Consider the following 3,137-nt stretch of genomic DNA (forward strand, 5'->3'; position numbering starts at 1 on the left):
AATAATGTATCGCACCTGTAAAATTATTGCGTTAAAGCAGACTGCAACAACTGCCGCAGAGACTGAGCCTGTATATGATTGGGAAAGATAGTTAAAAAATCATCCAAGTCACGGATTGCTTCCTGGATATGCTGCAAACTTGCACTCTGAGAGAGAGCATATCTATATAACTGCTCTGCTGTGGGAGCATAATCAACAGCCAGATAGTAAAGAGCCAAATTAAAAGTATTGTGCCAATCTTGAAAGTCTTGTTTATAACGCTCTTTGGCAAATTTAACAGCACCAGCAAAGTCAGACCGTGCTTTGTCTGGTTGCTTCAGAGTTTGGTAGGCTAAAGCTCGAACATACAAACACCAATCATTATTAGGTTCCAACTCTATAGCCCTGTTAAAATCTACAAGAGCAGCATTGTATCGTTTCAGCATCAAGTAAACTTCACCGCGAGTCACTAGCGCCCAGGCATAATTAGGATTAAATTCAATAGCGCAGTCAAAATCTTTGAGTGCTTGTTTGTAGCGCTGCATCAACCGATAAGTTTCACCCCGACCAGCTAACGCCCAAGCATTACCAGGATTAAGTTTAATAGCACGGTCAAAGTCTTTAAGTGCTTGTTTGTAACGCTGCATTAATTGATAAGTTTGACCCCGACTTGCCAACACCCAATCTAAATTAGAGTTAATTTTAATCGCACGGTTAAAATCTTTGAGCGCTTCTTCGTATCGCTGCATAGATTGATAAGTTTGACCCCGACTTGCCAGCGCCCAGTCAAAGTTAGGATTAAGTGCGATCGCACGGTTAAAATCTTTGAGCGCTTCTTCGTATTTCTGCATTAAACGGTAAGTTTCACCCCGAATTGCCAGCGCCTCAGTGAAATTAGGGTCAAGTTCAATTACACGGTCAAAATCTTTTAAGGCATCCTCGTAGCGTAGCATTAATTGATAAATTTGACCCCGACGCGCCAGCGTAGAAATATGATTAGGATTAATCTTAAGAGTGCGGTCAAACTCTTTGAGGGCTTTCTTATAATTATTAGTAACAAGCATTCCTGCTTTGCAACTTGAATATATTTTTTCACTACATTTGTCTAATGTATTTGCTGCATACGGATAAGCTATCTGTGTATATCTGTGTGCATCCGTGTGCATCGGTGTTTGATTTCCAAAATATATTTTTGCTCACAGCCTTAACTTCCATCAAACCTAACTTTAATTTTAGTTAAGAATAATTTTAGCCAAGAGAAAATCAAACTACTACCAAAGTAATAGAAAAAATACTACACTTGACAGTCCCAAAAAACTTGTATCTAAAAGATATGATTTAAATATAGAGCCTTATGGGGGAAAGTAAATATGGTGAAACAGTTGAAATCTGCTCTCCATGAAGAACCCCGTAATCAGCGTACTTATGTTATTCCTTTAAAGCAAGAGAATTCCTTTTTAGAATGGTTGCGAGATAGTGGTCGATTAATACCACGAGGTGAAGAGGAATATTATGCTTACGATGAAGAGGAAGAAGAAGAAATAGCTGAGATCGTGGGTCACGATACCTATAATTTTGAAGAAGAGACAATAGAGGAACTAGAGGATTAATATCGTGTCTGCTGAAACACTTATGTTACGCGTCGGCGTTTGTAATAGGTAATGGGTAATCGGTAATTGGTTTAAAACAATCTTCCCTACCAATTACCAACGACAAAACACGATATCGTAAGTAATTAACCTGATTTGATATGAAGTTCTCTAAATACAAACAAAAAAATGCTGGTAATAGAAACTTAAATCTATTGCCAGCTAATTTTTGCTTTTATCTTGACACAAACAATTAAACCAGTTTCAGTTCTGGATATTGTGCCAACACATCTTCACTAGTGAGGACATCGCCTTCTGCTTGCGGAGTCCACAGTACTTCAAAGGCTAACAATTGTTCACCAGGGATGCTGCCGATTTGACGTAAGGCTTGACGCAAATCATCAGCGTTGTTAATTTGTGGTATTTCAAATTTACCCAGAGTAGCTGCCAAGAGAGTCACAATAATGTATTCTCCAGGCCCTTCGGTGATTAGGCGAGTTGGGTTATCGAGTTGCTCAGCAGATGGTAAAGCCTGTTTGCGAGTTGCTTCTTTGAGCTGGTTGTTGACGTTAGACAAAGTTTCTTCGCTGAACTTGCTACGTTCTGCCAATACTAGACGATTGAATGTTGATTCTGCTGCATTTAAGCGCGCTTGTTGAGTACCACCACCTGCATATACCCAGTATTCTGGATGGCGGAGTAAAGCCAGGCTAGCTTCTTGCAATACTTCAACTCTACCCTCAGGAGAATTAGTATCAGCAGTTTCAGCTATGTAGTTAAGTTCTTGTTGCAACTCACGGGCGTTAGCTAATAAACCAACCTGTAAGCGGCTGATGGAAACTGTAGGGTTGCTGCTGTAGCCGACTTCGTCAACACCACCACCACTAGCAGCACGACGGAAAGACTGGACTAAAAAGCCAGCAATTGCCAAAAATATCAACAGGCCAAATAATCCACCACCAAAACCAAACACTGGCACTATAAAGGGAAATCCAAATCCACCACCTGGGTAAACTGGATAAGGAGCAGGATAATATCCACCACCGGGAGGTGCATAAGTCCGGGGGGATGAGTAGCCACGACCACTGCTGGGCATTCGGAAAGAACCACCACCAATTCGGCCTCCACTAGCTGCTAATGCTCCATCAGCATGACTCAGTGCCAACGTGAACACCAAAAAAGGACGAACAGCGGTTTTAAAAGCGGTTTGAAGGCTTGTTGTAGTTTTTTATGCATAACACAGTCACTTGAAAAACGATATTGATTATATTTGTCCAAAAAGGTGGGATTTTTTCATGCTTGGTTGGTGACGCTAGCCTATACCCTACAGAGAGTGTGAAAGTGAAAGTAGCTCTCATCACAAGCTACATATTAAATTTATCGTTTCTTATCTTGTGTCCGCAGCTATCCTCTAGGCTAATTCGGTCGCAATAACCGTACATCTTTGGAGGTGGGGTGATGAGGTGATGGGGAACTCGGGGCCCCCTCTGGGGATTAGGGGCAGTGGGGAGATGGGGTGATGGGGTGATGGGGTGATGGGGAGGTGGGGAGATGGGGTGATGGGGAACT

General features: G+C 41.8%; 2 protein-coding genes and 2 pseudogenes. 1 reads left to right on the plus strand and 3 read right to left on the minus strand.

Translation table 11 applies throughout. The annotated features are described in order from the left end of the window. Positions 1–23: 23 nt before the first annotated feature. A complete protein-coding gene (locus UYI_RS0107325) occupies positions 24–1,043 on the minus strand; it encodes a tetratricopeptide repeat protein (protein WP_016866031.1) in 1,020 nt (339 codons plus the stop codon). Positions 1,044–1,349: 306 nt separating this feature from the next. On the opposite strand from UYI_RS0107325, the gene UYI_RS0107330 reads away from it, so the two are divergent. Beyond that, the gene (locus UYI_RS0107330; protein ID WP_016866032.1) at positions 1,350–1,589 is read left to right on the plus strand and encodes a DUF3134 family protein; all 240 of its coding nucleotides are present in this window, start codon (positions 1,350–1,352) and stop codon (positions 1,587–1,589) included. 232 nt (positions 1,590–1,821) lie between these two features. Here the strand turns inward: UYI_RS0107330 and UYI_RS32145 are convergent. Both UYI_RS32145 and UYI_RS36595 read right to left on the minus strand, forming a co-directional pair. Continuing rightward, a pseudogene (locus UYI_RS32145) lies at positions 1,822–2,804 on the minus strand (DUF1517 domain-containing protein). A 128-nt stretch (positions 2,805–2,932) separates the two neighbouring features. Next, positions 2,933–3,137: pseudogene (locus tag UYI_RS36595) on the minus strand (hypothetical protein); the annotation flags it as partial.

The organism is Fischerella muscicola PCC 7414, assembly GCF_000317205.1.
Classification (GTDB): Bacteria; Cyanobacteriota; Cyanobacteriia; order Cyanobacteriales; family Nostocaceae; genus Fischerella; species Fischerella muscicola.